This is a genomic window from Serratia sp. AXJ-M (assembly GCF_046531865.1).
GTDB classification, from domain to species: Bacteria; Pseudomonadota; Gammaproteobacteria; order Enterobacterales; family Enterobacteriaceae; genus Serratia; species Serratia liquefaciens.
This window is the reverse complement of sequence record NZ_CP059394.1, coordinates 4597224-4621544: the sequence shown is the minus strand read 5'-3', so window position 1 is coordinate 4621544 and position 24321 is coordinate 4597224. Positions and strand designations below refer to the sequence as shown.

Below are 24321 nucleotides of genomic sequence, written 5' to 3'. Positions count from 1 at the left end.
TGTAAATAAACGTCATTGTTTCACGAATGTGAACAAACCGTATAGCTGGCACCGACTACCGACTGGAGAGAACAACATGAAAAACGCAGAATTGAATCAACGTCGTCAGGATGCCACCCCACGTGGGGTCGGTGTGATGTGCGGCTTTTACGCCGAACGCGCCGAGAACGCCACGCTGTGGGATGTCGAAGGGAATGAAGTTATCGATTTTGCCTCCGGTATCGCCGTGTTGAATACCGGACACCGTCACCCGAAGGTGATCGCTGCCATTGAGAAGCAGCTGAAGGCCTTCACCCATACCGCTTACCAGATTGTCCCTTACGAAAGCTACGTTTCGCTGGCCGAACGCATCAACCAGTGTGCGCCGATCGAAGGACCATGTAAAACCGCGTTCTTCACCACGGGGGCGGAAGCGGTAGAGAACGCCGTCAAAATTGCCCGCGCCCACACTGGCCGTCCGGGTCTGATCACCTTCGGCGGCGGCTTCCACGGCCGCACCTACATGACCATGGCGCTGACCGGCAAAGTGGCGCCTTATAAACTGGGCTTCGGGCCATTCCCGGGATCGGTGTTCCACGGCCAGTATCCGAATGCGCTGTATGGCGTGACCACCGAAGATGCGATGAACAGCCTGGAGCGTATCTTTAAAGCGGATATCGATCCCAAGCAGGTTGCGGCCATCGTGCTGGAGCCGGTGCAAGGTGAAGGTGGTTTCAACGTCGCACCGGCCGAGTTTATGCAGGCGTTGCGCACCTTGTGCGACGAACACGGCATTTTGCTGATTGCCGACGAAGTGCAAACCGGTTTTGCCCGTACCGGCAAGCTGTTTGCCATGGATCATTACAACGTCAAACCCGATCTGATCACCATGGCGAAAAGCCTGGCGGGCGGCATGCCGTTGTCGGCCGTAGCCGGTCGTGCAGAGGTGATGGATGCCCCGGCACCGGGCGGGCTGGGTGGCACCTATGCCGGTAACCCGCTGGCGGTGGCGGCAGCGCTGGCGGTGCTGGATGTGATTGAAGAAGAGCAGCTATGCCAACGTTCTCAACGCCTGGGCCAGCATCTGGTGGAGGTGCTGCAGCAGGCCCGCCAGACCAGCCCGGCGATTGCGGATATTCGTGCGCAGGGTTCGATGGTGGCGGTGGAGTTCAACGATCCCAAAACCGGCAAACCCTCGGCCGAGATCACCCGCCAGGTGCAGCAGAAAGCGCTGGAAGAAGGCCTGCTGCTGCTGAGCTGCGGTGTTAACGGCAACGTGATCCGCTTCCTGTACCCACTGACCATTCCTGAAGACCAGTTCACCAAGGCGCTGGGCATTCTTTCCCGCGCGCTGGCTCAATAAGGAGTGACCGGTATGAAATTGAATAACCCCGAGCTGCTGCGCAGCCAGTGCCTGATTAACGGCGAGTGGTGCGATGCGCTGAGCGGTAAACGTGAAGCGGTCATCAATCCGGCGACCGGCGTTGAGCTGGCCAGTATTCCGTTAGTCAGCGGCGAAGAAACTCAACAGGCGATTAACGCTGCGCAGGTTGCGCAGCAAGGTTGGAAACAACTGACCGCCAAACAGCGTTCCGCTTTGATGCTGACCTGGGCCGACAAGGTGCTGGCGGCGCAGGAAGATCTGGCCCAGTTGATGACCGCGGAGCAGGGCAAATCGCTGGCGGAAGCGCGCGGTGAAGTGGCTTATGCCGCCTCGTTTATCACCTGGTTTGCTGAAGAAGCCAAGCGAGTGGACGGCGCGGTACTGCAAGCGCCGCAGGCTTCACAACGTCTGGTGGTGGTAAAACAGCCCATTGGCGTTTGTGCGGCGATCACTCCGTGGAACTTCCCGGCGGCGATGATCACCCGCAAGGTGGCGCCGGCGCTGGCAGCAGGTTGCGCAATTATCGTTAAACCGGCCGAACAAACGCCGCTGACCGCGCTGGCGTTGGGCAAGCTGGCGCAGGACGCCGGCATTCCGGCGGGGGTGCTGCAGATCGTGACCGGCGATGCCGCTCAGGTGGGCAAAGTATTGTGTGACAGCCCGGTGGTACGCAAGTTGAGCTTTACCGGTTCGACCGAGGTCGGCCGCATTCTGATGGCGCAGTGCGCGCCAACCATCAAAAAGCTGTCGCTGGAGCTGGGTGGCAATGCGCCGGTGATCGTTTTCGACGACGCCAATCTGGACGCGGCCGTGGCGGGTATTATGGCCTCCAAATTCCGCAATAGCGGCCAGACCTGCGTCTGCGCCAACCGTATCTACGTGCAGGACGGCATCTATGACCGGCTGGTGGATAAGCTGGTGGCGGCGGTCGAGCAACTGAAGGTCGGTGACGGCAGTCAGGCGGGCACCACTCAGGGCCCGTTGATTGACCAGGATGCGGTGGAAAAAGTGCAGAGCCATATCGACGATGCATTGATCAAGGGCGCGCAAATCGCTATCGGCGGTCAGCCGCATGAGCTGGGTCGTACCTTCTTCCAGCCTACGGTAGTGACCGGCGTGACGCAGAAAATGCGCTTCGCCAAAGAGGAAACCTTTGGCCCGGTGGCGCCGCTGTTCCGTTTCCATGACGAGGCGGAAGCTATTGCCATGGCCAACGATACCGAGTTCGGTTTGGCCGCCTATCTGTTCACGCAGAACGCCTCGCGTCAATGGCGAGTGCCGGAGGCGTTGGAATACGGCATGGTCGGCATCAATACCGGTCTGATTTCCAATGAAGTGGCACCTTTTGGCGGCGTGAAGCAGTCAGGGCTCGGACGTGAAGGATCGCGTTACGGGATTGAAGAATATCTGGAGCTGAAATACCTGTGTATCGATGTGAGCTGTTAACCCCTGGGAAATTAACCAACCCCGGTGGCCAGCGCCGCCGGGAGCCAAAGGATGCTGCATGTCTTCTGAAAACATCTCTATTTCTCCGGCGCTTGCCGCCGGGGTGCGAACGCCTGCACCCGCCAAATCACTGAGTTTCCTCGAAGGGGTGGCGATGATTGTCGGCACCAACATTGGCGCCGGCGTGTTGTCCATCGCCTACGCCTCCAGCAAGGCCGGTTTTCTGCCGCTGTTGTTTTGGCTGGTGCTGGTGGGCAGTCTGACCACTATCACCATGCTGTACGTTGCTGAATCTACCCTGCGTACCCGTGCCCATCTGCAATTGAGCGGACTGGCGAAACGTTATGTCGGCGGTATCGGTGCCTGGCTGATGTTTGCTTCGGTTTGCGTTAACAGCATTGGGGCGTTGACCGCCTACATGAGCGGCAGCGGCAAACTGTTGCAGTCCCTGTTTGGCATTTCCCCGGCAATAGGCAGCCTGCTGTTTTTCGTACCCGCTGCGGGGGTCTTGTACCTGGGATTAAAGGCGATTGGCCGCGGGGAGAAGTTTATCAGCATCGGCATGGTGGTCATGCTGAGTGCGCTGGTGGCGGCCACGCTGCTCAAAGACACCACCCAGATGCGCAACCTGCTGGACGGTGACTGGCGCTTTATGGTGCCGGTATTCAACGTGGTGGTGTTCTGTTTCTCTGCGCAGTATATCGTGCCGGAAATGGCGCGCGGCTTTTCGGACAAGCCGGAACAACTGCCCAAGGCGATTATGGTCGGAATGGCCGTGACCTTTGTGCTGCTGGCGGCGGTGCCGATGTCGGTGATTGCGCTCAGCGGGCTGAATAACATTTCTGACGTGGCGACCATTTCATGGGGCCAGGCGTTAGGGCAGTGGGCCTTCTTCTCCGCCAATATTTTTGCCCTGTGCGCGATGCTGACCTCTTACTGGGGCCTCGGCGGCAGCTTCCTGACCAATATTTTCGACCAGTTCAGGCTGGGCAACGACGAACAGCCACTGCGCCGTTTCGGCGTGCTGATGCTGGTGGTGCTGCCGCCGTTCGCGCTGGCCTACAGCGGGTTGGTGTCATTCGTTAACGCGCTCTATTTCGCCGGGGTTTTCAGCGGGGTGATTTTGTCGATTATGCCAATGCTGATCCTGCGTGGGGCGCGCAAGCATGGCGACCAGACACCGCGTTGGCAGTGTAACTGGATAACCCACCCGCTGTTGCAGATCAGCATCGTGTTGCTGTATCTGGCCAGTGCGGTGTATGCCATCGCGTCGCTGTTAGGCTATCTGCCCGCGGGATGGTGATTTGCCTTCCCTCAAGAAGTGATGTTATTTCTCAGTTGAGAACGGCGGCGTCGTGGCCGCCGATTTTTTATCACCCGCGCATTTTCTCTGGCAGCGCCAACCAGGCCTGCACGGAAGGACGTTGCCACTGTTTGTGAGCGTAGTGGCGAATATTTTCCGGTACCGGATCGCCATGTATCACCAGCCGATTCAGCATCAAAGCCAAATCGGTGTCGGCAATGCACCATTCCCTGAACAGATTATCCTGGCCGTGACTCAGCAGCTTTTCTACGGCGGCAATCAACTTGTTGGCGGCACCCTGCGCGGCGTTGGACAGTGGAGGAAACTTGCCGTTAATGAACACTGCCTCGGTCGGCCGCTCGGCGCGTAGCTGTAGCAGATCGCTGCGCAGCCATGCCTGAACTTCGCGGGCTTTGGCACGGTGTTTTACATCGCGTGGGTACACCGGATGGGCAGGATGGATCTCATCCAGGTACTCATCAATCGCCGAGGACTCCGAAAGCTGAAATTCACCGACCACCAGCGTTGGCACCCGGCGTGTCAATGACAGGGCCGCGTAGGCCGGCTCATGGTTTTTCCCCTGCGACAAATCGACCGGCTTCACGGTGAAGGGAATACCTTTTTCCGTCAGGGTGATAAACGCCGACATGGCATAAGGGCTGAAAAATTCGGCGTCGGTATAGAGTTCGGCAATCGGCTGAGACATTGGGTTTTCCTCAAGGCAAAGGGAGGCGAACTTTGATAATTGACGAGGAGTGGCTAAAGATCAATCTGTTAGCCGAAAGTTATTTTCGTAGTGAAAAGCGCGGCGAGCGGCGACGCCTGGCGTTGTGATATATTTGTTGCCATTAAGTTGAATTTGGCAGCACGAAGTAACATGAAAATGCCGTTGTTGGAAAGAGTGAAAGTAGGGTGCGCACGTTTGTGGCCGCACCCATTGGCGGTGGGCAAAAAAGAGATTTTGCTTTCCAGCGTCGGTGCCGGGCTGGGGCTGATGATTGCCGGCTGGATCAGCCATTTTGTTTTGGGCGAGGTGAACCTGTGGTTTATCGCCCCGATGGGCGCATCGGCCGTATTGCTGTTTGGCGTGCCGAATAGCCCGTTGGCGCAGCCCTGGTCGATCGTGGGCGGCAATATGTCGGCGGCGGCAGTGGGGGTCAGCACCAGTTTGCTGATTGCCGACCCGGGGCTGGCTTGCGGGGTGGCGGCCGCACTGGCGATTGGCTTGATGTTTAAGCTGCGTTGCCTGCACCCGCCCGGTGGCGCGGTGGCGCTGACCGCCATTCTCGGTGGCCCGGGTATTCATCAACTGGGCTATAGCTTTGTGCTGTACCCGGTGCTGTTGAACTCGGTGCTATTGGCGCTGCTGGCGATCGTCTTCAATAACCTGGCCGGGCGACGCTACCCGCACCCTTTGGCGCCGACCGAGGCGAAGCCGGCTAATCTGCCAATTGATGCGGTGTCTATCACCCGCGCCGATCTGCACGAGGCGCTGATGCAGGGCGAATTGTTTGATATCGACGAGGACGATCTGCAGGAAATCCTGCTGCGTGCCGAACAGCTAGCGCATCAACGGCAGAGCGGTGGAAGCTGATCACGCGGGCGGATGGAAATAAAAAAGCCACCTTTAGGAAGGTGGCTTTTTTGGCTGTGAAAACAGCGAGATTTGGTGGCCCCTACTGGACTTGAACCAGTGACCAAGCGATTATGAGTCGCGTGCTCTAACCAACTGAGCTAAGGGGCCAAGCGGCGAGATTATACGGCAATCCTTCGACGCAGGTCTACAGTTAACCATCCGTATGTTGCTTTTATGCGCAGTTCTAGCCTGTTGTAATTACTGGCGGATTTTGCGATAACCGCTGTAAATCCCCTTTAATGGACTCCCGAACCCTATGGAACTCCTGGCGCCAAACCTGCGGGTGGTGTTTTGCGGCATCAACCCCGGCCTCTCCTCCGCCCACCAAGGCTACCCTTTTGCCAACGGCAGCAACCGCTTCTGGAAGGTGGTGCATCAGGCTGGCTTTACCGAACGTCAACTGGCGCCCGAACAGTGGCAACAGCTGCAGGATACCGGCTGCGGCATCACCGCGCTGGTGGCACGGCCAACGGTCGCCGCCAGCGAAGTGACGCGTGACGAATTGCTCAGCGGCGGCGAGGCGCTAAAAGAAAAAATCTTGCGCTATCAGCCGCGCGCATTGGCTGTTTTGGGCAAGCAGGCGTTCAGCAGCGCCTTTGGGGTAAAAAATGCGGCCTGGGGCCGTCAGGAGATGACGATCGGCAAAACTGAGGTTTGGGTATTGCCGAACCCCAGCGGATTGAATCGTGCCACGCTGGAGCAGCTTACAGAGAGTTATCGCGAGCTGTTTCTGGCATTGAAATAATCTGAGAGGGAGTTGCAGGATGAAAGCGATGATTAAAGCGGGATTGGTCGCTCTGCTGTTGGCAAGCGGCGTTGCCCATGCGGGCAACAGCGTGCAGGAACTGAAGAACAAAAATAACGTGCTGGAGTTTTATCAGCAGGGGCTAAATAACAAGGATTTTGCCGCGGCACGGCCCTTTCTGGGTGACGAGTACAAACAGCACAATCCCAATGCGCAGGATGGGGTGGAAGGGTTCCGCAAGTTTGTCGAGCTGCTCAAAGCGCGTTACCCCGATTCTCACAGCGAAATCAAACAGGCATTTGTCGACGGCAACTATGTGATTTTGCACGTAGAGACCAGCGGACGAGAAAAGGGCAAGACGGCCGCGATTATCGATATTTTCCGACTTGATGACGCAGGCAAAATCGTGGAGCACTGGGACGTGACCCAATCGGTGCCGGAGAAAACCGCCAGCGGCAACAGCATGTTTTAGGCAATAAAAAACCCCGGCGAGCCGGGGTTTTTTGTCAACAGCTGAACCTTAGTCGTCCAGGAAGCTGCGCAGCACTTCGGAACGGCTTGGGTGGCGCAGTTTACGCAGTGCTTTGGCTTCGATCTGACGAATACGCTCACGGGTAACGTCGAACTGTTTGCCCACTTCTTCCAGCGTATGGTCAGTGTTCATATCGATGCCGAAACGCATACGCAGCACTTTCGCTTCACGGGCAGTCAGGCCGGCCAATACGTCGTGCGTTGCGGAGCGCAGGCTTTCCGAGGTGGCAGAATCCAGCGGCAGCTCGAGGGTGGTATCCTCGATGAAATCGCCCAGATGTGAATCTTCATCATCACCGATCGGCGTTTCCATGGAGATCGGCTCTTTGGCGATCTTCAGCACTTTGCGGATTTTGTCTTCCGGCATCAGCATGCGTTCAGCCAGCTCTTCCGGCGTCGGTTCGCGGCCCATCTCTTGCAGCATCTGGCGCGAAATACGGTTGAGCTTGTTGATGGTCTCAATCATATGTACCGGAATACGGATGGTACGCGCCTGGTCGGCGATAGAACGGGTGATAGCCTGACGGATCCACCAGGTGGCGTAAGTCGAGAACTTATAACCACGACGGTATTCAAACTTGTCTACCGCTTTCATCAGACCGATGTTGCCTTCCTGGATCAGATCCAGGAACTGCAGGCCGCGGTTGGTGTATTTCTTGGCGATAGAAATAACCAGACGCAAGTTCGCTTCAACCATCTCTTTCTTCGCACGGCGGGCTTTCGCTTCACCGATAGACATGCGGCGGTTGATGTCCTTCACCTGCTCGATGGTCAAGCCGGTCTCTTCTTCGATCTGACGCAGTTTCTGCAGGCTGCGCTGCACGTCTTCGGCGACGTCTTTCAGCTTCTCTGACCATGGCTTGGCCATTGCCAGCGCCGCTTCGAACCAGGTGGTGCTGGTTTCGTTGCCGGCGAACAGAGTGACGAAGTTTTTCTTCGGCATTTTGCACTGTTCAACGCACAGCTTCATGATGATACGTTCTTGAGTACGAACGCGGTCCATCATGGTACGCATGCTGTTGACCAGGAAGTCGAACTGTTTTGGCACCAGGCGGAACTGCTTGAACACTTCAGACAGCTTCAGAATTTCTTCTGCTGCGCTGGCGTGGCTGCGGCCGTTCTTTTTGATGACGACACGAGTCGCTTCGTACTGATCGCGCAGGTCGGCGAATTTCTGACGGGCCAGCTCAGGATCGATGCTGTTGTCGTCTTCTTCTTCGTCTTCATCTTCTTCTTCGTCGTCGTCGTTCTGCTCTTCGGTAGACAGCTCAGAACCCACGTGGGTAGCGGTAGGGGCGATGTCCTCTTCCGCATTAGGATCGACGAAGCCGGTGATCAGATCGGACAGGCGAGCTTCGCCCGCTTCGACGCGATCGTACTGTTCCAGCAAATAGGTAATGGCTTCCGGGTACTCGGCAACCGAGCACTGCACCTGGTTGATGCCGTCTTCAATGCGCTTGGCGATGTCGATTTCGCCTTCGCGCGTCAGCAGTTCAACGGTCCCCATTTCGCGCATGTACATGCGCACCGGGTCGGTGGTACGGCCGATTTCAGACTCAACGCTGGACAACACCTGAGCGGCAGCTTCTTCCGCATCTTCGTCCGTGCTGTTTGAGTTTTCAGCAAGCAATAGGTCGTCGGCGTCCGGTGCTTCTTCCAGAACCTGGATGCCCATGTCGTTAATCATCTGGATGATGTCTTCGATCTGGTCGGAGTCGACGATATCTTCCGGCAGATGGTCATTGACCTCAGCATAGGTCAGATAGCCTTGCTCCTTACCACGGGTGACAAGTAGCTTTAGCTGTGACTGCGGGTTTTGCTCCATAAGACGGTATCCACACTTCAGAGTATTTGGGTTGGTGTCGGTCGGCGAAACCGCCAACAATAGCATTTGGGGCGTTTTTGTTGTTGCCGCGGCCCACTGTGGCGGCATATTGCAGGGCTCTGCCCTCGCATTTATCGGCACTTAAGCCGTTTGGTATTCAGTTTTTCTTCGCCAGCACCTGATTCAAAGAACGGACTTCTTCACGTTCTTCCGGGCTGAGGCCATGGGTTCTGGCCTGTGCGATCAATGTCTCCAGCCGCTGTTCCAGTACCGAGTCGTACAGGCTGGCTAAAGTATCCAAAAAAGTCTGTTCAACCATATCCTCAACGATCATATGGTTCCATGTTGCCAAGGTTTCAAGCTGTTGGCTCAATTTGTTGTCGCGATACTGCTCCAACAGTTGGCCGGTTGTCAGCCCTGGCTGAGCCAGACAGGTCTGCACCAGCTCGACAAACAGCGGCAAACCCGCCTGTTTGGTCTGCTCCAATCCCTCAAGCGAAGGGATAAGTGTAGCCAGTTGCGGATTTTGTACCAGTAACCCTATCAGTATACGCATGGTTGTGCGTTTTAGCTGGGGCGCCTGATAAGTATTCGCATTTTCGGCTTGCTTGGGCATCAGCTTGTCCAACTGGCTGTCATCCAGCAAACCCAGCTTGCTGCCGAGCTGTTGGCGCAGGTACAAGCGCAACGTTTCGCCCGGCACCTGAGTAATCAGCGGCAGTGCCAGCGTGCTCAGCTTGGCGCGGCCGTCCGGGCTGCTCAGGTCTACCTGCGGCATCAGGGTTTCGAACAGGAAAGTGGAAAGCGGCTGCGCCTGCTCCATTCGCTGTTCGAAGGCCTCTTTGCCTTCTTTGCGTACCAATGTGTCCGGGTCTTCGCCGTCGGGCAAAAACATAAACCGCAGTTGACGCCCGTCATTGAGATAGGGCAACGCGGTTTCCAGTGCGCGCCATGCCGCTTCGCGACCGGCTCTGTCACCGTCATAGCAACAGACAACGTTGTCGGTGGCGCGGAACAGCAGCTGAATATGTTCGGCCGTTGTCGAGGTGCCAAGCGAGGCGACGGCATAATCGATGCCGTACTGCGCCAGCGCCACCACGTCCATATAGCCTTCCACTACCAGCAATCGCTGCGGGGTAGGGTGGCTCTGTTGCGCTTCATACAGGCCGTACAGCTGACGACCTTTGTGGAAAACTTCGGTTTCCGGTGAGTTCAGGTATTTCGGCATGCCGTCACCCAATACGCGTCCGCCAAAGGCGATCACTCGCCCGCGTTTGTCGCGGATAGGGAACATTACGCGCTCACGGAAACGATCGTACGAGCGTCCTTGATCGTTAGTCACCAGCATGCCTGCATCGTTCAATGCCAGGCGTGACTCGGCGTCACGACCAAAACGCTTTAATGCGTTATCCCAACCGGCAGGTGCAAAACCGATGGCGAAATGACGGATAACGTCGTCACTCAGTCCGCGCTGTTGCAGATAATTGCGCGCCGGCGTGCCGGAGGACTGATGCAGTGACTGTTGATAGAACGCGCTGAGCTGTTCCATCAGTTGATACAGGCTTTGACGCTGATGGCGTTCGATTTGCGTCGGTCCGGAACCCGCCTCGTAAGGCACTTCCAGTCCGTGCATGGTGGCCAGCTCTTCGATGGTTTCGACAAACTCGAGCCTGTCGTAATTCATCAGAAAGTCGACGGCGTTACCGTGCGCACCACAACCAAAACAGTGGTAAAACTGCTTTTCGCCATTAACCGTAAATGAAGGCGTTTTTTCGTGGTGGAACGGACAGCACGCGTGATAGTTCTTGCCCTGCTTCTTGAGCTTTACCCGGGCATCGATCAGATCGACGATGTCGGTGCGAGCCAGCAAGTCATTGATAAATACGCGCGGAATTCGTCCAGCCATAAGCCCTTACTTTACTAGCCTATAAACGAGAACAAGCCGCGCATTCCTTTCGGAAAGCACGGCCTTCGTATGCAACTACTCGGTCTGCGCGATTTTTAAAATCAGAAATTCACGCGGCGGGGTTGCCCCCGAAGAATTAATACAGACGAGTGCGGCGTGCGTTTTCGCGAGCCAGTTTCTTCGCGTGACGTTTCACAGCAGAAGCTTTAGCGCGCTTACGTTCGGTAGTCGGTTTTTCATAGAACTCACGACGACGAACTTCAGCCAGAACGCCCGCTTTTTCGCAAGAGCGTTTGAAACGACGCAGAGCAACGTCAAATGGCTCGTTTTCACGTACTTTAATTACAGGCATGTGCCTCTCACCTCAATAAAATTCGGTTTGCTGCTGGCCAAGCGCCAGCAATTTCAAAATGGTGCGGAATTTTACTTCAACGGATGCTGCTTTGTAAAGCACCACAGCAAATTGAAACCTGCGGCCACCCTGGTAAAACATGCGCAATTTTGCATCGGGCGCTGATTATAGACTAATCAGAAAAAAATGCTCGTTTTTAATCAAATCGGCATTTGTGGCTGTAATCATCAACATAGCCCAATAATGGTGACAAGCGTACGCCACGCTGGCGGTAAACAGGCCCGATTGTGCTAAACTGGCGGCCGCACGTGAATGATGGGAAATGTAATGCGAGTACTGGGCATAGAAACCTCCTGCGATGAAACCGGAATTGCAGTGTATGACGATCAGGCCGGTTTATTAGCCAACCAATTGTACAGCCAGGTGAAACTGCATGCCGACTACGGCGGCGTGGTGCCGGAGCTGGCCTCCCGCGATCACGTGCGCAAAACCGTGCCGTTGATTCAGGCGGCATTGAAGGAAGCGAACCTGACCGCGGCGGATATCGACGGCGTTGCCTACACCGCCGGGCCGGGCCTGGTGGGGGCGCTGCTGGTCGGAGCCACCATTGGCCGCGCACTGGCGTTTGCCTGGAATGTGCCGGCGGTGCCGGTGCATCATATGGAAGGCCACCTGCTGGCGCCGATGCTGGAAGATAACCCGCCGGCGTTTCCGTTTGTCGCGCTGCTGGTGTCTGGCGGGCATACGCAGCTGATCAGCGTGACCGGTATCGGCGAATATGAACTGCTGGGCGAATCGGTCGACGATGCGGCCGGTGAAGCTTTCGACAAAACCGCCAAGCTGCTTGGGCTGGACTACCCTGGCGGGCCGATGCTGTCGAAGATGGCGCAACAGGGCACGGCGGGGCGTTTCACCTTCCCACGCCCGATGACCGACCGGCCAGGGCTGGATTTCAGCTTCTCCGGGCTGAAGACCTTTGCCGCCAATACCATTCGCTCCAACGGCAATGACGATCAGACGCGTGCTGACATAGCCCGGGCGTTTGAAGATGCGGTGGTGGATACGCTGGCGATCAAATGCAAGCGCGCGCTGGAACAAACCGGCTTTAAGCGCCTGGTGATGGCCGGTGGCGTCAGCGCCAACCGTACGCTGCGAACCAAGCTGGCAGAAATGATGCATAAGCGCGGCGGTGAAGTGTTTTACGCCCGACCGGAGTTTTGCACCGATAACGGTGCGATGATCGCTTACGCAGGCATGGTGCGGCTGAAAAGCGGCGCTAATCCGGAGCTGAGCGTTTCGGTACGGCCGCGCTGGCCATTGGCTGAGCTGCCTGCCGTCTGATTAGGTCGGCTCTTGCCGTAGCCAAAAAAAAGGCTCCCAGTGGGAGCCTTTTCAGTTTTCAGTCAGGCAATACGCCAACCTTTGGTTCTGTGCCGCTGAGTCAGGAAATGCGCGTAGCGTCCCCCCAGGGCTTCAAGCTGGGCATGGGTGCCGCGTTCAGCAATTTCTCCGTCTTGCAGTACCAGAATTTGATCGGCCATCGCTACCGTCGACAGCTGGTGCGCAATGACAATCAACGTCTTCTTGCCGCGCAGCCGTGCCAGGGTGTCGGCGATGATCGCTTGATTCTCGGGATCCAGTGCCGCAGTCGCTTCATCAACCAGCAGAACAGGGGCGTCTTTAATCAGCGCGCGGGCGATAGAAATACGCTGGCGCTCGCCGCCGGAAAGCCGTGCGCCGCCTTCCCCTACCGGGGTATCCAGCCCCTGGGGCAGCCGTTCGATGATTTCTGCCGCCCCGGCCTGTTCGATGGCCATCAATACTTCCTCATCGCTGGCCGTCGGCTTACCCAGACGGATGTTTTCGCCAATGCTGCCTTGGAACAGGTAGGTATTTTGGAAAATCTGGCTGATCTGATCCGTCAATTGTTCGTTAGGGATCTGGCGTACGTCGGCTCCGCCAATCATCACTGCCCCGCCGGTGACGTCAAAGAAACGCGCAATCAAACGAACCAGGCTGGTTTTACCCGAGCCGGATGCGCCAACCAGTGCGGTCATGGTGCCGGGTTCAACCTTAAAGCTGACCCCGCGCAGTACGGCAGCCTGTTCTGGCGAATAGCTGAACGAAACATCGCGCAGCTCCAGCGAGCCGTCATGTGGCCGTTGCGCCTGTTGAGGTTCGGGCAAGGGGGTAATGGCTAAAATTTCGCTGACGGCATTTAACTGGCCGCGGGCGTTTCGCAGGGCTTCGCCATAACTGGCAACGTCCAGCAACGGGTCGATAAAGCGGCTAACCAGCATCAGGGCGATCACCGTCCCCACGGCGCTACCGATAGCCGGCAGGTTCCCCTGAGAATGGCTCAGCAGCGTGGCTCCGGTGACCAAGAGGGTGGCAAACACCAGTTGCACTACCCAGGAGTTGAGCACCACAGAGGCCGTGGAGATATAAATAAGCCGCTTGCCTGACTGATACTGCCGATCGATGGCCTGTTCGAGGAAACGGGTCCCGCCGCCTTCGCCATTGAAGGCACGCAGTACGGACTGTGCCTGAGCAAACTCCACCATACGTTGGCTGGTGTGGGCGGATGCCTGATGGAAGGCTTCGTCAGCCTGGGTACCGAGCCGCGCTGAGAGCAGGAAAATACCGGCAATCAGGGGGAGGGCCGCCAGCGCCAGTAACCCCATTTGCCACTGCAGGGTGCAGAGCGCTATCACCAGCACCAGCGGCGTGACGACACCGCTGACGATCGGTGTAAAAAGGTGCGCCGGGAGTTGCGCCACATCCATCATCCCCTGAGAAACCACATGACTGAGTCGCGCCGTATTATCAGGAGTGAACCAGCCGATAGGCAAGGTAGCCACATGGTCGCCAATGCGTTGACGGGCGGTCAGTAACAGCGATGAACCTACGTTCATGCCGGCGAAATCGACGCGCCTGCGCAACAGCCAGCTCAAAAGTACGCCGGCGAAAAGCGCTATCAGCCAACCGGCAGCCGTGTAGACTTCACCTTGCAGCAGATAGCCGACTATAGGCACCAAGGTGGTGAGCGTCAGGCCGCAACACACACCGTAAAGCGCGGCCATGCCGATATAACGACGGAATATGGGAGCATCGTTGCCGAGCAACTGCATAAATGTTTTTAACATGGTTGATCCGCCTGTTTCGTCATGTTTTCGTAACCCCCCGCAGCCCAGAGGCGAGCATAGCGGCCTTGGCCGGCCAACAACTCGGCATGGTTGCCTTGTTCGCGGATCGTGCCGTCCTCAAGCACAACGATATGATCGGCGTGCATGATGGTATCTAACCGATGGGCAATCACCAGTAACGTGCGATTTTTGGCAAAGTTGGAAAGGGCTTCCTGAATAAGGTATTCGTTCTCCGCATCAGCGGCGGCGGTGGCTTCATCCAGTACCAAAATCGGTGGGTTCAACAGTACGGCGCGCGCAATGCTTACGCGCTGCTGTTCACCCCCGGAGAGTTTTGCATCCTCCCCGACCACCGAGTCGTAGCCCCGTGGCAAGCTCAGGATATGATCGTGAATATTGGCAGCCCTGGCGGCGGCTTCGATTTCTTGCATGCTGGCATTGGGGCGACCCAACGCAATATTTTCTCGCAGGCTGGCGTGGATCAGCTTCACTTCCTGCAGCACGAAACCAATGTGTTGATAAAGCTGGGTCGAGCTCATTTCGCGCAGATCGACGCCGCCAAGCGTGATGCGCCCCTGCGTCGGATCGAAGAAGCGCAACAGCAAGCGTGCCAGAGTGGATTTGCCCGCACCGGATGGGCCGACGATGGCGGTTACGCTGCCGGGTTTCAGGCTGAGGTTGATGTCTGCCAGCACGTGACTGTCACTATTGTAGGAATAACCGGTTTGTTCGAAACGGATCTCCGCGTCTTTCAGCATTGGCTGCACTTCCGGCTGCGTGAGGATCGGCGTGTCCAGCAGCGATTGTATGCGTTCCGCTGCCCCTGTGGCATTACGCAGGCCGTGGGTAATAAAGCCCATTAGCAGCAGCGGGGCGGAAATACCCGGTGCGACCAGGGCGAACGGCAAGACGTTAAGCGGTTCAAGCCAGCCCAGTGCCACAAACAAGGTACCGAAAACCAACACCACCCCCAATACGGTCACCGGAGCAACGATGGCATTCGCCAGCGCGATGGTCTTGATCACCGGGCTCATGGTACGGGTGAATACCTGGGTAAAGGAGGCGATCGCTTTACGGTAGCTGCTGTGTGCTTTGCCGCCGCCGCTGAAGGTCTTGATCACCGGGATGCCGTTAACGAATTCGGCTACGGCATTATTGATACGGCCTAATCCCTTAACAAACTCGCCCATATGGGGCGCTCCGGCTTTCTGAGCCCTGCCGAAAATGAAGAAGAACAGGAAGAAAGGAATGATCGAGACGATCGCCATCCGCCAGTCCATGACGAACATGTAGATAACCGAGATCAGCATCGCGCCGATTGTGCGTCCCAGCGTGGTGAAAAAGTGGGCGGTGAGATCGTGCAGGGTGCCAATATCGTCCTGCATCGCCTGTTTCACTTCGCCTGAGGCACGGTCGCTAAACCACCCCAAGGGCACCTGTGCCAGACGCCGGGCCGCCGTAATGCGCAGGCCATGGGTAATGCGGTTATCCGCCAGGTGTGCGAGCACTTCGGCCAGGGTGACAATGATTAAGCCGACAAACAGGCTGACCAGGCAGACGACGACGCTGTCGCCAATCCCACCCGCCGCCAGCAACGGAGTAGCGGCTCCTGTTTGTTCCTGATGACCCAAAACAATGACGGCAATATGGGCAATGCCCGCCAACGGCACCAGCGTGAATATTGTGCCGATAGCTGCCAGTACCCCGGCGACAATAAGGCTCCCACGTATAGGCCGCAGCAGTCGCCCGATCGGACCAGGCTTACCGGCCCCCGTTTGATGACTACTCATAATAACTCCCCTGAGGAATATAAATAAGGATTCTTGGCCAAGATTGGCCAAGAAATAGAGTGGCGAAAATTAAACGCCATAATTAAAGCACGACATGTAGCTCAATATAATTTCGAAAGAATATGGCTGTAATATTTGTTATTACCAATGCAAGGTTAATGTGGTGAGGATTTGCCGTTCCGCACCCCATGAACAGGTATTGTTGGTAAAGCAAGAGGAAACATAGTGCTTATCAAAAAGATTATTTACGTTTAAAGCAATTTCTGCGTTTTCCAGTCCGGGGATATCATCCAGTTGATATTTTATGGCGGTATCAAAAACCGTATAGCTCGGGACTTTGAAATTATTCCCATCGTCACCCGGGGTGCTTGACACATAACGTGCACCACCGCCGAGGCTCAGCCCATTTAGCCAGCCTTGATTAAAGGTGTAATCGGTCCACAAATTAGCCATATGTTTAGGCACCATGGCTGGAGTATGACCATTATTACCGGAGTTATCGCGGAACTCTGCATGGGTATAGGTATAGCTTGCGATTAAATTAAGGTTATAAGTGAGTGCGGCCTTACCTTCAATTTCAATCCCGCGAGAGCGGATTTTGCCTTCCTGCACATTGTAATAAGGGTTAAGGGCATCACGGCGTAAATTATTGTCTTTGGTCAGTTGGAATGCGGCGATAGAGGCAGAAACCGGTGCGTTATCAGGGATGAATTTAATCCCGGCTTCATATTGCTTCCCTCGGGAAGGTTTGAAAGCCTGGCCTGATAAACTGTTGCCGCTATTGGGTTCAAATGACTCGCTATAGCTCACGTAAGGTGCGATGCCGTTATTGAAAACATAGTTAACGCCGCCACGCCAGGTGAATTCATTATCCGTGATGCTGGATGAGGATTCCGCGCCCGTCATATTACTGCTTTCATGGGTTTTTACGACGCTGTGGTCAAAGCGGCCGCCCAGCGTGAATACCCAGTTCTGCCATTCGGCCTGATCCTGCAGATAAGTGCCTAACTGGTGGTTTTTGTTAATCGTATGGGTGTCGCCAAAATAAAGCACATCATGGTTGCCATACTGCGGGTTCACCAGATTGAGCGGCGCGGCAGAGCCCATCTTGTTTTGCAGATCGTTGCGCAGCTGCGAATAGTCGATCCCCATCAACAGGGTGTGGCGCCAACTGTCGGCGTTCAATTTCCCTTCCAGCCGGGTATCCGTGGTTAACCCATTCAATCTCTCGTCGCTGACCATGGTTGCGCGGGACAAGGTGGTGCCGTATTGCTGGGGTGCCACTCCCATGCAGGTCATTAGGTTGCATAGGCCGTTGCCATAGATACTGCGCCAGTTGACCTTGGTATGCTGATAGCGGACGGCCTGATGGAAGGACCAGGTATCGTTGAAGGCATGATCAAGCTGATAGCCCACCGTGCGCTGCTGGCGTTCGAAACGGTTATAGCTGGGCTCGCCCTCGTTAAAAGAAGGAGACAATTTGCCGAATTCGCCGGAAGTCAAAGTTCCTTCGCTTGGCAGCCAGCCGTAATAACCGGTGCGTGGCTCGTTTTGTAAAGACAGCTGAAACAACAGCGAGGTTTTATCCGACGGCTGCCAAAGCAAAGAAGGCGCAATGGCATAGCGTTTTTCGCGCTCGCCCTTTTGCTGGCTGTGCGCTTCGTAATAATTACCGGTTAAGCGGTAAGCCAATGCTTCTTCATCATCAAGAGCGTCGCTGAAATCGAATTGGGTTTTCCATTCGTGATGGTTGCCGGCCTGCAGCTGTAATTCATGCAATGGCTGCTTTTGTGGACGCTTGCTGACGCTGGAAATAACGCCGCCGGGGTTACTTTTGCCATACAGCACCGAGGCCGGACCGCGCAAAACTTCTACCCGCTGTAAAAAATACGGATCCACTTTGCTGTCGGCATACATATCCCCTTGTAATTTCAAACCGTCCAAATAGATATTCTGGCTGACGTTATTGAATCCCCGGATCATGACGCTATCAAATATGCTCGAACTGCCGCTGTTGCCTGTCATTACACCCGGCGTATAGTTGAGCGCATTTTTAATGGTGGCTGGGCGTTTGGTTTGTAATTCTTCTTGCGTAATAACGGAAATAGACTGAGGAGTTTTGATTAATGGGGTGCTGGTTTTTGTTGCCGTAACGCTTTGTTTGGCGGCATAGGTTCCATTGGAACCTATGACTTCTTCTGCCGTATTTCCCTCGCCGTAAACGGTAATGACACTTTCGTTTTCCCCTGCGGCATAAGCCAATGAACTGGTACATATTCCTGCCAGCAGCATAAAAAGGTTAGGCTGTTTTATTATCAGGCGCCGAATAGTCTTCATAGGCATTTTATTGATGATCCATCTTTAGGGAATGACAATATTTAATTGTCGCTAATGATAATCATTAGCGATGGGGGGATTTGGCAATTCATGCGATTTTGAAAGAGGGACATTATTAAAGCAGAGGCGTTACCCTGGCGGGAAAACGCAATATATTCACGACGATAGAGTGATAACTCAAAAAAACGGGCACCGTGGGGAACAGAAACCGGGTTAATTCGGGGCAGGCTGACCTGCCCTGGCGTTATGAGTTACTCTTCTTTTTTGGTTTCCTGCTCAACCGCTTCAGGCTTTTTCTTGCGGAATTTGCCCCAAATTTTTCCTTCCTGGCCACGCCAAAGGCGCTGAATGTTGTCGTGGTGCCGCATCAGGATCAGGCATGACAGCATGGCTACCGGGAAGGTGAACTGCGGTTTGAACCACCAAACGTAGAAGGGGGCAATCAGCGCGCTGACAATCGCGCCCAGCGAAGAGTAACCGCTGAGCAACACGGTCAGCAACCAGGTACCGGTCATCAGACCGGTCAGATCCCAGCCTATCGGTGCTATGGCACCAAATGCCGTTGCCACGCCCTTGCCGCCACGGAAATGGAAGAACACCGGATAGATGTGCCCAACGCAGGCGGCAATTGCCGTCAGCCCCAGGTACAGCGGCGGGACATTAAGCTTGTATGCCAGCCACACCGGCAGCATTCCTTTGAGAATATCGAAAACCAGCACCGCCGCCGCCGCCAGGCGACCGCCGATGCGCAGGACGTTGGTAGCCCCTGGATTCCCTGAGCCATGTTCACGCGGATCGGGCAGCCTGGCGATCCGACAAACCAGGATCGCACTGGAAATTGAGCCACACAGATACGCGAAGATAATCATGCCAAGCGCGGTAGCACTCATAACGCGGTTCCGTTTAATAAGGGTCGTTTTACTCGCAACATAAAGGGATAATACGCATATTCCGCTGGAAGTGGTATCCGGCAAGGCCAAAAACAGAGAATGACGTGATGGATATCGTATTTATAGAAGAACTTACCGTAATCACCACCATTGGCGTTTATGACTGGGAACAAAACATTCGCCAGAAGCTGGTGTTCGATATCGAAATGGGCTGGGATAACCGCCAGGCAGCTGCCAGCGACGACGTGAACGACTGTCTGAGCTATGCCGATATCAGTGAAGCCATCATCCAGCACGTGGAGCCAAATCGCTTTGCGTTGGTGGAGCGGGTGGCAGAGGAAATATCTGAAATATTGCTCCAGCGCTTCAATTCCCCCTGGGTCCGTATTAAGGTCAGCAAACCGGGCGCTGTTGCACATGCCAGCCGGGTTGGGGTGATTATTGAGCGTGGTACCCGTCCGGTGTGATGTTCTGTCATACAGGTGCAACTAAAGGCCGTTAACCTGGTCTGAACCTGAGAATTGTTTTAGCGGCAATGTATTGAGCACTGCCGCTTTTTTATGTTTATAGCCGTAAATTTATGGGGTGATCGAAGCACATGGCGGACATGCATTCACTGTTTATTGCGTTTGTTCTTGGGGTGGTTGAAGGGTTAACTGAATTTTTGCCGGTATCTTCTACCGGGCACATGATCATCGTTGGCGAGTGGCTGGGTTTTACCGGCGATAAGGCCAAAACCTTTGAAGTGATCATTCAGTTGGGGTCGATTCTTGCGGTGGTGGTGATGTTCTGGCGCCGTCTGTTCGGGCTGATCGGCATTCATTTCGGCGGTAAGCCGGTTGAGCACGAAGGCAAAACGGCGGGCCGGTTGAAACTGGGCCATATCCTGCTGGCGATGATCCCCGCAGTAGTGCTGGGGCTGTTGCTCCATGATTTCATCAAATCGCTGTTCGCACCGAAAAACGTGATGTATGCGTTGGTGGTCGGTGGTTTCCTGTTGCTGGCGGCGGAATGGCTGAAGCCGAAAAAACCGAGCGCTGAAGGGCTGGATGACATCACCTACCGCCAGGCGTTTATGATTGGTTGCTTCCAGTGTCTGGCGCTGTGGCCGGGCTTTTCCCGTTCAGGTTCGACCATTGCCGGCGGTATGCTGGTGGGCGTTAACCGTTATGCGGCCTCCGAGTTCTCCTTCATTCTGGCGGTGCCGATGATGATCGGTGCCAGCGGGCTGGACTTGTACAAGAGTCTGCACTTCCTGACGATGGGCGATTTACCGATGTTCGCCGTCGGTTTTGCTACCGCTTTCGTCGTAGCGCTGATCGCGATAAAAACCTTCCTGTCGCTGATCAAACGCATTTCGTTTGTGCCGTTCGCCATCTATCGTTTTATCGTTGCCGCCGTGGTTTACATGGTCTTCATGTAAGCGGCATGCCAATTAAAAACCCCGCGCTGCGGGGTTTTTTTATGCCTGGTCTTTCAGAATATCCTGGGTTTGTTTCCAGTCGGCCAACGCCTGTTGACGACGGCGTTTGAGCTCATCGCGGATCGCCAGCCCTTGCAGGCCGCTGGCCACCACTTCTTTTACCGAGACGGCATTCGCCACCTGAAACGCCTGGCGCAGATAGTCACCCTGCGGGTAGGGATTGTTTTCAAATCCGGTACGGCCGCGAGCATCGGCTTCGCTGGTGAGGATCATCTGCTCCAACCGCTGAGGCTTGCGCCAGACATCGACCGCATCAAACAGTTTCAACAGGGTTTCCGGGCGCAGTTTGTTAACGGTGTGGATCAGGTCGTGATACTCGGCCACCAGTTTGGCCAGGTCGCGTACCGGGTTGGGGACACGCAACCGCTGACACAAGGCCTCTACCAGCACAACACCGGCAGGCCCGTGGCCGTGGTGGTGCGGCCACAGCTCTTTTGGTGTCTGCCCTTTACCCAAATCATGGCACAGCGCCGAAAAGCGCACGTCGACCTCGGGGCTGAGTTGGGCGGCAATAGCCAGCGTCATTAACGTGTGAATGCCGGTATCGATCTCCGGATGCCATTTAGCGGGGGCCGGTACGCCGAATAAAGCATCGATCTCCGGGAACAGTACGCTGAGCGCCTCGCAGTCGCGCAGCACCTGGAAATAGACCTGCGGGCTTTGGCTCTGCAGCGCCTTCTCGGTTTCTTTCCAGACCCGTTCCGGGGTCAGCGCCGCCAGTTCGCCGCTGTTCGCCATCTGACGCATCAACTCCGCGGTTTCCGGGGCGACGGTAAAACCCAGATGAGCGAAGCGGGCGGCAAAGCGCGCCACGCGCAGCACGCGCAACGGATCTTCACCAAAAGCGTCAGATACATGGCGTAACACCCGCGCTTGCAGGTCGGCCACGCCGTTGAAAGGATCGATTAACTCCCCGTCGGCGCTGCGGGCGATGGCGTTGATGGTCAGATCCCGGCGCTGCAGATCTTGTTCCAACGTCACGTCCGGCGCGGCGTAACAGGTAAAACCGGTATAGCCCTGGCCGGATTTCCGCTCGGTGCGCGCCAGCGCATATTCTTCATGGGTCTTGGGATTAAGAAACACCGGGAAGTCTTTACCGACCTGTTGATATCCCAGCGCGATCAGCTCTGACGGCGCGGCGCCCACCACCACCCAGTCGCGGTCGAATACCGGTATCTCAAGCAGGCTGTCGCGGACGGCGCCGCCGACCAGGTAAGTCTTCACTGTTAACTCCTGAATTTATCTTAAGGCTCTGCTGACCAGATTACCTCAATTAGCCGGGCGGTGCCGCAGCCAATAAAAAGGGCGCCCCGCAGGCGCCCGATCTCAAACAGAAGGAGACTGAAATCAGTTCATCCAGCGGTTGTTGCTTTTGCGCCGCGGGATCAGGTGTGGCAACAACAAGCCAAGCAGCAGGCCTACGCCGGCTACGCCACCGCCGTACATGAACCACTGCAGGATAATGGTGCGCTGTTTGTCATCGAGCTGCAGATTAACCGCGTTAACCTTTTTCTGTGCGACCACCAGCTGATTTTTCAGATCCTGGTTTTCCTGCTGCAGACCGCTGATGGTGCTGTCGCTGCCGGCCACTTTCTGCTGCATTTCTGCCGTGCGCTGGTTCCAGCTGTTGTCGATGTTGGCCAGCTTGTCGGTCAGGGTTTTTACCTGTTGCTCCAGCGCCGGCACTTGGGTGCGCAGGCTTGGCGTCTGGCTCAGCTGATTGAGCGGGATCCAGGTCGTGCGGCCTTTCGCATCGCGGATCTGGCCATAGTTGGTGCTGTCATTTACGCTCAACAGGGTGACTTCTTCACCGGCGTTCAGGGTACCGACGATACGGTACTGATTACCCGGGCCGCTATGGACGTAAGTATTCAATTCATCGGAGATATAGCGTTTATCTTCGGCATGGGCGCCCCAAGTGATGCTGAAGCTCAGCACGGCAAGGCAAATTAGGCGTAATTTCTGCATTAGTTCATCGTTTCTGTGTGAATTTATGGGAACGATAGTAGAGCGTTCAGTCTGACGACGCAACGCAAAAACCGGAATGAGAACTATCTTACTGTGGCAGATTCTGTGAGTTGCGCAGTGTTTTATAACGTAACAGGTTTTTTCTGCAGTTAGCAGGGTTAAGGTGCAGGGAATCGCGGTAAGATAACGGCAACTGTGCGTCATCGGGCAGAGCGCGGCAGGCGAGGCCCGCCGCCGTGAAGGCTGACGCGAATGCGTAACTTATTGGTGTAAAAGACTTATGACCGTTGAAATAGAACTCAAATTTATTGCTACCCCGGATGCGGTTGCCGCTTTGCCGCAGCAGTTGGCTGCCTGGCCTCATCAGCATTCCGCGCCGCAAAAACTGACCAATATCTACTTCGAAACCGCCGATAATTTCCTGCGCAGTCAGGATATGGGGCTGCGTATCCGCGGCTTCGACGACAGTTATGAAATGACCATCAAAACCGCCGGTAAGGTGGTGGCGGGTTTGCATCAGCGCCCGGAATATAATGTGGCGATCACCACGCCGGAGCTGGCGTTGGAACGGTTCCCGGCGGATATCTGGCCGCAAGGCTGTGATGTCGACGCGCTGCAGCAGGCTTTGCAGCCCCTGTTCCGCACCGACTTCGTGCGTGAGAAGTGGGTGGTCACTTACGGTAAGAGCGAGATTGAGGTTGGGCTTGACCAGGGCGAGGTCAGCGCTGGTGAGCTGAGTGAAGCGCTGTGCGAGATTGAGCTGGAGCTTAAAACGGGTAATACCGACGATCTGCTGGCGCTGGCCAACGAATTGGCGATGCACGGCGGCCTGCGTCAGGGCAACCTGAGCAAAGCGGCGCGCGGCTATCATCTGGCGCAGGGCAATGCTCCGCGTGAGCGCCGCCCGCTGGCGGTATTGAAGCCTGCGGCCAAATCCAGCGTAGAACAGGGTATGGTTGCCAGCTTCGAACTGGGCCTGAGCCACTGGCAGTATCACGAAGAGCTGTGGCTGCGCGGTGATACCCAGGCCCGTCGCTCGGTTATGGAGGCGATTGCGCTGATCCGTCAGGCACTGGTGATCTTCGGTGGTCTGGTACCACGCAAAGCCAGCGCCGATCTGCGCGCCCGCCTGACTGCACTGGAGCCGCTGTTGATTGATAAGAGCACTCAGCCGCAGGTGTTGTGTTACAGCGCAGAATACCTGCAATGTAAGTTAGCGCTCACATCATGGTTGGTGACCGGCGCCTGGAAACCCTTTATCGACGCCAAGGCGCAAACCAAGCTCGACGGTTCATTCAAACGTTTCAGCGACATTATGCTGGGACGCAGCGCGGCCGAGTTGAAAGAGGCCTTCACGCGCACGTTGAACGAGGATGAATACGAGGAACAGCTGCCGCGCCTGACCCGTCAGGTGTCGGCATTTATCCTGCTGTCCGGTGCTTATCCCGATGACGAAACCGGTCCTTATATCGAAAGCTGGCGCGAACTGCAGCAGGCGCTGGCCGAACGTCGTCAAGGCTGGTACGAATCCAGCCGCAAGCAGGCCTTATCGCATGCGCCATTCTGGTTAAACGGCGCGCTCCGCTAATAAAGCTGGCCT

At 55.9% G+C, this 24321-nt stretch carries 20 protein-coding genes and 1 tRNA gene; 10 read left to right on the top strand and 11 right to left on the bottom strand.

Translation table 11 applies throughout. The features are described from left to right. Nucleotides 1–76 precede the first annotated feature (76 nt). The 3 genes from H0S68_RS21545 to H0S68_RS21535 are packed head-to-tail and all read left to right on the top strand — an operon-like array spanning nucleotide 77 to nucleotide 4112. Nucleotides 77–1342 carry a 4-aminobutyrate--2-oxoglutarate transaminase gene (locus tag H0S68_RS21545; protein WP_122080273.1) on the top strand — a complete coding sequence of 422 codons (1266 nt, stop codon included), beginning with the start codon at nucleotides 77–79 and terminating at the stop codon, nucleotides 1340–1342. 12 nt (nucleotides 1343–1354) lie between these two features. Then, entirely contained in the window at nucleotides 1355–2809 is a 1455-nt protein-coding gene (locus tag H0S68_RS21540; protein WP_046372577.1) for an NAD-dependent succinate-semialdehyde dehydrogenase, read from the top strand. 58 nt (nucleotides 2810–2867) lie between these two features. Beyond that, the gene (locus H0S68_RS21535) at nucleotides 2868–4112 is read left to right on the top strand and encodes an amino acid permease (protein ID WP_046372578.1); all 1245 of its coding nucleotides are present in this window, start codon (nucleotides 2868–2870) and stop codon (nucleotides 4110–4112) included. 70 nt (nucleotides 4113–4182) lie between these two features. Here the strand turns inward: H0S68_RS21535 and yfcF are convergent, their stop codons facing one another. Next, on the bottom strand, nucleotides 4183–4818 hold the full coding sequence (gene yfcF, locus H0S68_RS21530; RefSeq protein WP_020831776.1) for a glutathione transferase: 636 nt from the start codon (nucleotides 4816–4818) through the stop codon (nucleotides 4183–4185). 171 nt (nucleotides 4819–4989) lie between these two features. Here yfcF and H0S68_RS21525 point away from each other — a divergent pair, with 171 nt between their 5' ends. Then, nucleotides 4990–5706 carry an HPP family protein gene (locus H0S68_RS21525; RefSeq protein ID WP_128864537.1) on the top strand — a complete coding sequence of 239 codons (717 nt, stop codon included), beginning with the start codon at nucleotides 4990–4992 and terminating at the stop codon, nucleotides 5704–5706. A gap of 73 nt (nucleotides 5707–5779) precedes the next feature. On the opposite strand, the gene H0S68_RS21520 is transcribed toward H0S68_RS21525, so the two are convergent. Continuing rightward, nucleotides 5780–5856 (bottom strand) — tRNA-Ile (locus tag H0S68_RS21520). 148 nt (nucleotides 5857–6004) lie between these two features. On the opposite strand from H0S68_RS21520, the gene mug reads away from it, so the two are divergent. Beyond that, a complete protein-coding gene (gene mug / locus H0S68_RS21515; RefSeq protein WP_115060541.1) occupies nucleotides 6005–6493 on the top strand; it encodes a G/U mismatch-specific DNA glycosylase in 489 nt (162 codons plus the stop codon). A gap of 28 nt (nucleotides 6494–6521) precedes the next feature. Next, nucleotides 6522–6965, top strand: a complete 444-nt coding sequence (locus H0S68_RS21510) for an ester cyclase (RefSeq protein WP_391581048.1) — start codon at nucleotides 6522–6524, stop codon at nucleotides 6963–6965. Between the two features lie 48 nt (nucleotides 6966–7013). Here the strand turns inward: H0S68_RS21510 and rpoD are convergent, their stop codons facing one another. From rpoD to rpsU, 3 genes are all read right to left on the bottom strand, one after another. After that, nucleotides 7014–8849 carry an RNA polymerase sigma factor RpoD gene (gene rpoD, locus H0S68_RS21505; protein WP_020831770.1) on the bottom strand — a complete coding sequence of 612 codons (1836 nt, stop codon included), beginning with the start codon at nucleotides 8847–8849 and terminating at the stop codon, nucleotides 7014–7016. Between the two features lie 157 nt (nucleotides 8850–9006). After that, nucleotides 9007–10755 carry a DNA primase gene (gene dnaG, locus H0S68_RS21500; protein WP_046372583.1) on the bottom strand — a complete coding sequence of 583 codons (1749 nt, stop codon included), beginning with the start codon at nucleotides 10753–10755 and terminating at the stop codon, nucleotides 9007–9009. 136 nt (nucleotides 10756–10891) lie between these two features. After that, nucleotides 10892–11107: a 30S ribosomal protein S21 gene (gene rpsU, locus H0S68_RS21495; RefSeq protein ID WP_001144069.1), complete on the bottom strand. Its 216-nt coding sequence runs from the start codon at nucleotides 11105–11107 to the stop codon at nucleotides 10892–10894. A 327-nt stretch (nucleotides 11108–11434) separates the two neighbouring features. Between rpsU and tsaD the strand changes: the two genes are divergently transcribed. Continuing rightward, complete coding sequence (tsaD, locus tag H0S68_RS21490; RefSeq protein ID WP_020828723.1) at nucleotides 11435–12448, top strand: tRNA (adenosine(37)-N6)-threonylcarbamoyltransferase complex transferase subunit TsaD; 1014 nt, start codon at nucleotides 11435–11437, stop codon at nucleotides 12446–12448. Between the two features lie 62 nt (nucleotides 12449–12510). On the opposite strand, the gene H0S68_RS21485 is transcribed toward tsaD, so the two are convergent. The 4 genes from H0S68_RS21485 to plsY all read right to left on the bottom strand — a co-directional run bounded on the left by H0S68_RS21485 (nucleotide 12511) and on the right by plsY (nucleotide 19270). Continuing rightward, the gene (locus H0S68_RS21485; protein ID WP_410529013.1) at nucleotides 12511–14253 is read right to left on the bottom strand and encodes an ABC transporter ATP-binding protein; all 1743 of its coding nucleotides are present in this window, start codon (nucleotides 14251–14253) and stop codon (nucleotides 12511–12513) included. Then, nucleotides 14247–16043, bottom strand: coding sequence for an ABC transporter ATP-binding protein (locus tag H0S68_RS21480; RefSeq protein WP_410529012.1), 1797 nt, complete (start codon nucleotides 16041–16043; stop codon nucleotides 14247–14249). The genes H0S68_RS21485 and H0S68_RS21480 overlap by 7 nt, the downstream gene beginning before the upstream one ends. Before the next feature lie 141 nt (nucleotides 16044–16184). Further along, nucleotides 16185–18335, bottom strand: a complete 2151-nt coding sequence (gene fhuA, locus H0S68_RS21475) for a ferrichrome porin FhuA (protein ID WP_410529011.1) — start codon at nucleotides 18333–18335, stop codon at nucleotides 16185–16187. A gap of 296 nt (nucleotides 18336–18631) precedes the next feature. Beyond that, nucleotides 18632–19270, bottom strand: a complete 639-nt coding sequence (plsY, locus tag H0S68_RS21470; protein WP_046372586.1) for a glycerol-3-phosphate 1-O-acyltransferase PlsY — start codon at nucleotides 19268–19270, stop codon at nucleotides 18632–18634. Between the two features lie 107 nt (nucleotides 19271–19377). On the opposite strand from plsY, the gene folB reads away from it, so the two are divergent. Both folB and bacA read left to right on the top strand, forming a co-directional pair. Continuing rightward, complete coding sequence (gene folB, locus H0S68_RS21465; RefSeq protein ID WP_006320572.1) at nucleotides 19378–19737, top strand: bifunctional dihydroneopterin aldolase/7,8-dihydroneopterin epimerase; 360 nt, start codon at nucleotides 19378–19380, stop codon at nucleotides 19735–19737. Between the two features lie 131 nt (nucleotides 19738–19868). After that, nucleotides 19869–20693 (top strand): undecaprenyl-diphosphate phosphatase, encoded by an 825-nt coding sequence (bacA, locus tag H0S68_RS21460; RefSeq protein WP_004948342.1) that lies wholly within the window; start codon nucleotides 19869–19871, stop codon nucleotides 20691–20693. A 39-nt stretch (nucleotides 20694–20732) separates the two neighbouring features. Here bacA and H0S68_RS21455 read toward each other — a convergent pair whose 3' ends face one another. Continuing rightward, on the bottom strand, nucleotides 20733–21977 hold the full coding sequence (locus H0S68_RS21455; protein WP_129941647.1) for a multifunctional CCA addition/repair protein: 1245 nt from the start codon (nucleotides 21975–21977) through the stop codon (nucleotides 20733–20735). A 123-nt stretch (nucleotides 21978–22100) separates the two neighbouring features. Then, nucleotides 22101–22721, bottom strand: a complete 621-nt coding sequence (locus H0S68_RS21450) for a TIGR04211 family SH3 domain-containing protein (protein ID WP_020828715.1) — start codon at nucleotides 22719–22721, stop codon at nucleotides 22101–22103. Nucleotides 22722–23001: 280 nt separating this feature from the next. Between H0S68_RS21450 and H0S68_RS21445 the strand changes: the two genes are divergently transcribed. Beyond that, on the top strand, nucleotides 23002–24309 hold the full coding sequence (locus H0S68_RS21445) for an inorganic triphosphatase (protein WP_048759828.1): 1308 nt from the start codon (nucleotides 23002–23004) through the stop codon (nucleotides 24307–24309). Nucleotides 24310–24321: the final 12 nt, after the last annotated feature.

Excerpts from the sequence above, each read along its gene's own strand:
- H0S68_RS21545 (WP_122080273.1), top strand. The coding sequence starts at position 77 with ATGAAAAACGCAGAATTGAATCAACGTCGTCAGGATGCCACCCCACGT.
- H0S68_RS21540 (WP_046372577.1), top strand. The coding sequence starts at position 1,355 with ATGAAATTGAATAACCCCGAGCTGCTGCGCAGCCAGTGCCTGATTAAC.
- H0S68_RS21535 (WP_046372578.1), top strand. The coding sequence starts at position 2,868 with ATGTCTTCTGAAAACATCTCTATTTCTCCGGCGCTTGCCGCCGGGGTG.
- yfcF (WP_020831776.1), bottom strand. The coding sequence starts at position 4,818 with ATGTCTCAGCCGATTGCCGAACTCTATACCGACGCCGAATTTTTCAGC.
- H0S68_RS21525 (WP_128864537.1), top strand. The coding sequence starts at position 4,990 with ATGAAAATGCCGTTGTTGGAAAGAGTGAAAGTAGGGTGCGCACGTTTG.
- mug (WP_115060541.1), top strand. The coding sequence starts at position 6,005 with ATGGAACTCCTGGCGCCAAACCTGCGGGTGGTGTTTTGCGGCATCAAC.
- H0S68_RS21510 (WP_391581048.1), top strand. The coding sequence starts at position 6,522 with ATGATTAAAGCGGGATTGGTCGCTCTGCTGTTGGCAAGCGGCGTTGCC.
- rpoD (WP_020831770.1), bottom strand. The coding sequence starts at position 8,849 with ATGGAGCAAAACCCGCAGTCACAGCTAAAGCTACTTGTCACCCGTGGT.
- dnaG (WP_046372583.1), bottom strand. The coding sequence starts at position 10,755 with ATGGCTGGACGAATTCCGCGCGTATTTATCAATGACTTGCTGGCTCGC.
- rpsU (WP_001144069.1), bottom strand. The coding sequence starts at position 11,107 with ATGCCTGTAATTAAAGTACGTGAAAACGAGCCATTTGACGTTGCTCTG.
- tsaD (WP_020828723.1), top strand. The coding sequence starts at position 11,435 with ATGCGAGTACTGGGCATAGAAACCTCCTGCGATGAAACCGGAATTGCA.
- H0S68_RS21485 (WP_410529013.1), bottom strand. The coding sequence starts at position 14,253 with ATGTTAAAAACATTTATGCAGTTGCTCGGCAACGATGCTCCCATATTC.
- H0S68_RS21480 (WP_410529012.1), bottom strand. The coding sequence starts at position 16,043 with ATGAGTAGTCATCAAACGGGGGCCGGTAAGCCTGGTCCGATCGGGCGA.
- fhuA (WP_410529011.1), bottom strand. The coding sequence starts at position 18,335 with ATGCTGCTGGCAGGAATATGTACCAGTTCATTGGCTTATGCCGCAGGG.
- plsY (WP_046372586.1), bottom strand. The coding sequence starts at position 19,270 with ATGAGTGCTACCGCGCTTGGCATGATTATCTTCGCGTATCTGTGTGGC.
- folB (WP_006320572.1), top strand. The coding sequence starts at position 19,378 with ATGGATATCGTATTTATAGAAGAACTTACCGTAATCACCACCATTGGC.
- bacA (WP_004948342.1), top strand. The coding sequence starts at position 19,869 with ATGGCGGACATGCATTCACTGTTTATTGCGTTTGTTCTTGGGGTGGTT.
- H0S68_RS21450 (WP_020828715.1), bottom strand. The coding sequence starts at position 22,721 with ATGCAGAAATTACGCCTAATTTGCCTTGCCGTGCTGAGCTTCAGCATC.
- H0S68_RS21445 (WP_048759828.1), top strand. The coding sequence starts at position 23,002 with ATGACCGTTGAAATAGAACTCAAATTTATTGCTACCCCGGATGCGGTT.